Origin of the sequence: Frisingicoccus sp. (assembly GCA_016298055.1) — a bacterium.
GTDB lineage: Bacteria > Bacillota > Clostridia > Lachnospirales > Lachnospiraceae > Frisingicoccus.
On sequence record JAEDDO010000112.1, the window covers coordinates 1 to 5,657 of the forward strand.

Below are 5,657 nucleotides of genomic sequence, written 5' to 3' on the forward strand. Positions count from 1 at the left end.
AAAAAAGTTCTTTGCTACAATAAAGTGTGAAAATGTACATCAACCACTTACTAGAAAGGAATGACACAATGCCAAAATTAAATGAAAACTATCAGAACCTGAAAGAAAGCTATCTTTTCGTTGAAATCGCTCATCGCGTTGCCGAATACACAAAGGCAAATCCGGACAAAAAAGTGATCCGTCTCGGAATCGGCGACGTCACGCTTCCACTGGAACCGCTGGCTGTGGATGCACTTCATGAAGGTGTGGATGCCATGACTTCCACAGAAACTTTTAAAGGGTATGGCCCTGAACAGGGTTATGAATTTCTCCGCAATGCCGTTGTCGATTACTATGCTGAAAACGGCGTTTCCATCCACGCTGATGATGTTTTCATCTCCGACGGAGCCAAGAGTGATACAGGAAATATCGGTGACGTATTTGCAACAGATAATGTCGTATTGATTCCGGATCCTGTCTACCCGGTATATGTGGATTCCAATATTATGACAGGTCGCCAGATCACCTATATTGATGCCAATGCAGATAATAATTTCCTGCCTCTGCCGGATAAGAATGTTCATGCAGATATTATCTATATCTGTTCTCCAAACAATCCGACAGGTGCTACTTATAATAAAGAACAGTTAAAAGAATGGGTTGATTATGCGCTTGAGAACGAAGCCGTCATCTTATTTGACTCTGCTTATGAAGCATTTATCACAGACCCGGAACTTCCTCGCAGTATTTATGCGATTGAAGGTGCTAAAAAATGTGCTATTGAATTCTGCTCACTCTCCAAAACAGCCGGATTTACAGGAACACGCTGCGGCTACACTATTGTTCCGAAGGAACTGGTGTTTAAGGCTTCCAACGGTGAAGAGATGTCTGTAAATGCTATGTGGAACCGCCGTCAGTCTACCAAGTTCAATGGTACTTCTTATATCGTACAAAAAGGGGCTGCTGCTGTATTCACCAAAGAAGGTATGGCTCAGTGTAAAGAAAATATTGCCTACTATCAGGAAAATGCAAAAGTGATCTCAGAAACTCTTGCAAAAAAAGGTATCCGCTATTTCGGCGGAGAAAACTCCCCATATATCTGGTTTGAGTGTCCACAGGGCATGGATTCCTGGGAATTCTTCGACTATCTCCTGAATAACGCTCAGGTTGTCGGAACCCCGGGTGCCGGATTTGGTAAGAACGGCCAGAACTTCTTCCGTCTTACTTCCTTCGGAACACATGAAAGTACAAAGGAAGCTATGGAACGTTTCGAAAAATTATTCTAAAATATTTTAAAAGAGGATCGTCACTGTAATTCCAGGACAATCCTCTTTTTCTTTTATACATTAACCGTCTATAATTATTTTCCATTCTTCAATGAGCCTCTCCAGACGAAAAGCCGCATTGGCAGGACTTGTGGATGGCAGTTTCACCGCCTCCATTCCTGTCATCTTTTTTGTATATTTATTATACAGTTTCCATGCGGTTGCTCCATTAGCATAAATTTTTTCAATAGGTGCCTCTTTCAGAACCCTTCCAAGATCATTTGGGACCACATCTTTAATACTGCTGTCACTGGATCCGGTAATCGTACAGGAGGCAATGACATCCCACACAGCGATATGATGCTCAAGAAGCATCGTTCTTTTTTCTTCAATCGTTACAGGTACCGATACATCCAAAAGTGCCGCCAGGACTTTCCAGAAACGGTTTTGGGGATGCCCGTAAAAAAATCCCATCTCCCTGGATTTCACCGAAGGAAAACTTCCTAATATTAATATTTTTGAACTTTTATCATAAACGGGCGTAATTTCATGAACTGCTGATATTTCCTGCATATGATTTTTCTTCCCCTTTCTCTCGCTATTTTACCATAGTTTTTGTGGAAAATTATTAAAATTTTATGAATATTTATCTTTTTATTGAACTTTTTGCCATAAACTGATAATCTGATTGTGGAGGAAAAATGCCTCAAAACAATCACAGGAGAAAGTATCATGGAAAGAACAGAAAATGATAATTCAATGCCTTTTTTATTTGAAGATATAAAAAGTTCCGAACACCCGGAAGTCATTCTGGCGAATGTTCCTCAGTTCAAAGAGCTTATGATGCAGTACGAATGCGCGATCATGGAAGTCAACACGAAGCTCCATGTATTGAATAATGAATTTTCTCATATGTATCAGAGAAACCCAATCGAAAACATCGAGACACGTATCAAAACTCCGGCAAGTATTCTGGAGAAGCTTTCACGGCGCAATCTCCCGATCTGTGTCGAATCATTAGAAAACGGTCTGACAGATATCGCCGGTATACGCGTCATCTGTCCATTCCCGGATGATATCTATAATGTCGCTGACCTGTTGACCAGTCAGGATGATGTGACTGTCATTGCCCGCAAAGATTATATAAAGAATCCAAAGCCGAACGGTTACCGGAGTCTTCATCTTATTATTGAGATTCCGATCTTCCTTGCAAGCCGCAAGAAGAATATGAAAGTTGAAGTTCAATTCCGCACCATCGCCATGGATTTCTGGGCCAGCCTCGATCATAAACTGCGTTATAAGCAAGACCTGAAAAACTCGGAAGAAATTGCAGCAGAACTTAAAGAATGCGCTGATATCATCGCAGGGGTTGACTTAAAGATGCAAAACATACGTAAAAAGATTCAATGACATTATAAAAAGCACGATTGCAGATTTTACAACTCATACAATCGTGCTTTTTTAATCCGATACCTTAATCTAAAAATGCATCGACAATGACTGCTTCTGCTTCTTCCTCTGTCATTCCTAAAGTTCTGAGTTTGATCAGCTGGTCATTATTAATTCTTCCGATCGCTGCTTCATGAATAATGGAAGCGTCAATATGGCGTGCATTGATCTCAGGAATTGAACAGACTTCCGCATGGTCCATAATGATAGAATCACACTGTACATGGGCATGACAGGCTGCATTGCCGATAGCCTTCGGATGGAAAGTCTGAGAAGATGTTCCTTTCGCTACAGATCGGGAAGCGATTTTAGCCGAGCTTCCCTCACCGTTCATCTGAATCTCCATGTTGGATACAGCATTCTGGTGATCATGAGTCATGAGACGCTCGGTCACATAAAGCTTTGCTCCGGCTTCCATAATGATGTCTGTCTCACGCACACTAGAGTCTACTCCCTTAATCTGAGCTGTGTCCAATGTAAAAACAGAATCTTCACCGATATAGATCTTTGTCACAGGGTTTAAAATACGCTCCCCAGTTCCTTCACCTTCTCCGTAGTGCTTTTCTTCATAACGCACATTTGCACCTTTACCCACATGGAAACTGTGAATACCGTCGTGACGTGTACTGTCACAGCCAGCATTATGAATACCACAGCCGGCAACAATAACTACCTCTGCACCATCTGCAATATAAAAATCATTGTACACCACATCGGTCATACCGGATGCTGTCACAACGACCGGAATATGTACCTGTTCACCCTTTGTATCTCCGTCAATATAAACATCGATTCCGTTTTTATCTGTTTTACTTTTTATTTTTACATGCTCACTGTCTCCATGGCAAAGCGGCTGTCCATTATAACGGAGATTGTAAGCACCTTCCTGTTTAAATGTGCCATTGTCAATGACTTTGAGCACACCCTGTGTAAGCTTATCAATTTGCATTTCAAAAACCTCCTGTTAATTTTTCATATATTTGCAGCCAGCTTCGCCCTCACCTTCAAGAAGGGCCGGCATAACTTCTTCTTTTGTACCGATTTTTTCAACCTTACCATCACGAATGATCATAATTCGATCGGCCATCTGAATAATACGTTCCTGATGGGAAATAATGACAATACTTTCTTTTTTCTCTTTATGAATTGCTTCAAACTGCTGAACAAGCATGGAGAAACTCCAGAGATCAATACCGGCTTCCGGTTCATCAAAAATGCATAATTTATGTGGTTTTGAAAATGCTGTTGCAATTTCAATTCGTTTCATCTCGCCGCCGGATAAAGTAGAATCCACCTGACGATCCAGATATTCCATAGCACAAAGTCCCACATTGCTTAAAAGCTTGCAGCTCTCATCTTCAGACAGCTCTCCGCCGGAAGAAAGCTGAAGCAGATGCTTTACTGTCATTCCTTTGAAACGCGGCGGCTGCTGAAAAGCAAAACCAAGTCCGGCTTTGGCACGATGATCGATATCAAAATCTGTAATATCTTCCCCATCCAATATGATCTGACCGGAAGTCTGAGGTTTAATCCCCATCAAAAGCGAAGCCATCGTTGATTTGCCTCCTCCATTCGGTCCGGTAATCACAAGCATCTCCCCATCAGCCACATCAAAGCTGATATCATCTATAATTCTTAATTTCTGTCCATTCTCAATAACCTCATAGGACAGATTCTTTACCTGAAGCATTTTCTTCAATCCTTTCTTACGTTAATGACCTAATATCTTATTATAACATCAACTTAATATTTCTCAATAGTTTTTTACATTGTCACCTTGAAAAAAATACAGTATAATAAATATTTGTGACACAATCACAATGATAAAAATATAAAGGCGGTTACTACATATATGAATAAAAAAGAAATCAGTGAAATCAAAAAACAATTTACACCTTCGCATTGTGCGATCACACGCATCTGCGGCTGTTATGTAGACGGTGAGAAAGAAAAAAAGACGCAAATCCAGGAACGCTTTCTTACTTTACCGGAAGAAGAAATGTTTAAATACTTTGATATTTTCCGAAAAACCCTCTCCGGAACTCTCGGAAAAAATCTGGTCAATATGGAATTTCCGGCAGAAAGCGAAGATTATGGCGGAACTCAGGCTTTTTTAATGTCCTTAAAAGAAAGCCAGTTAAGTGATCCGAATCTTTTAAATGAATTTTATGATAAAGTCATCGCATCCTATGATTATGGTGAAAATTATCTCATTCTTCTCATTCACTCAGCCTATGATGTACCGGGAAAAACAAAAGATGGTCTCGAGATGGAGGATGCTTCCGATGAAGTATACGAACACATCCTGTGTTCCATTTGTCCCGTAAAACTTTCAAAACCGGGGCTGTCCTATCAGGCCGAACTGAATGAATTTCATGACCGGATCCGTGACTGGATCGTCGAGATGCCTGAAATCGGATTTCTCTTTCCTGCATTTAATGACCGGAGCACGGATATTCACAATATCCTTTATTACACAAAAAATCCGGAAGATCTTCGTTCCGGATTTGTGGATGAAGTTCTCGGCTGTGGCCTTCCGATGACGGCTAAAAATCAAAAGGAAATTTTTCATACTTTGATCGAAGATACACTTGGAACAGACTGCAGCTTTGATGCGGTGAAAAATATTCATGACAGTCTTTATGATATTATAGAAGAAAAAAAAGAAGAACCGGATCCGGTCCTTTTTGATAAAACAGATATCAAAAATCTTCTGGCCAACAGCGGTGTTGAAACAGAAAAATTAGAAAATTTTGAAAAAAACTATGAAGAGACAGCGGTATCCCAGGCACCAATGATGGCTTCAAATATCGCTAACACCCGAAAATTTGAAGTAAAAACTCCGGATGTCACTATTCAAGTCAATCCGGGACGTTCCGACCTTGTAGAAACGAAAATTATTGATGGCAGACCTTGTCTTGTTATTGCGATCAATGACGCTGTTGAAGTCAACGGAATACCTGT

At 40.5% G+C, this 5,657-nt stretch carries 6 protein-coding genes; 3 read left to right on the forward strand and 3 right to left on the reverse strand.

From position 1 onward, the window contains the following. The first annotated feature begins 68 nt into the window (after positions 1 to 68). A complete protein-coding gene (locus QZZ35_RS08470; RefSeq protein ID WP_291237004.1) occupies positions 69 to 1,265 on the forward strand; it encodes an LL-diaminopimelate aminotransferase in 1,197 nt (398 codons plus the stop codon). A gap of 60 nt (positions 1,266 to 1,325) precedes the next feature. Here the strand turns inward: QZZ35_RS08470 and QZZ35_RS08475 are convergent, their stop codons facing one another. Beyond that, on the reverse strand, positions 1,326 to 1,817 hold the full coding sequence (locus QZZ35_RS08475; RefSeq protein ID WP_291237005.1) for a DNA-deoxyinosine glycosylase: 492 nt from the start codon (positions 1,815 to 1,817) through the stop codon (positions 1,326 to 1,328). A 186-nt stretch (positions 1,818 to 2,003) separates the two neighbouring features. Here QZZ35_RS08475 and QZZ35_RS08480 point away from each other — a divergent pair, with 186 nt between their 5' ends. Next, complete coding sequence (locus QZZ35_RS08480) at positions 2,004 to 2,654, forward strand: GTP pyrophosphokinase (RefSeq protein ID WP_442899885.1); 651 nt, start codon at positions 2,004 to 2,006, stop codon at positions 2,652 to 2,654. Between the two features lie 64 nt (positions 2,655 to 2,718). Here QZZ35_RS08480 and QZZ35_RS08485 read toward each other — a convergent pair whose 3' ends face one another. Together QZZ35_RS08485 and QZZ35_RS08490 are read right to left on the reverse strand one after the other, a co-directional pair. Further along, positions 2,719 to 3,642 carry a SufB/SufD family protein gene (locus QZZ35_RS08485; RefSeq protein WP_291237007.1) on the reverse strand — a complete coding sequence of 308 codons (924 nt, stop codon included), beginning with the start codon at positions 3,640 to 3,642 and terminating at the stop codon, positions 2,719 to 2,721. A 15-nt stretch (positions 3,643 to 3,657) separates the two neighbouring features. Next, positions 3,658 to 4,383 (reverse strand): ABC transporter ATP-binding protein, encoded by a 726-nt coding sequence (locus QZZ35_RS08490; protein WP_291237008.1) that lies wholly within the window; start codon positions 4,381 to 4,383, stop codon positions 3,658 to 3,660. A 162-nt stretch (positions 4,384 to 4,545) separates the two neighbouring features. Here QZZ35_RS08490 and QZZ35_RS08495 point away from each other — a divergent pair. Beyond that, positions 4,546 to 5,657: DUF4317 domain-containing protein (locus tag QZZ35_RS08495; protein WP_291237009.1), on the forward strand; the 1,112-nt coding region annotated here is incomplete at its 3' end.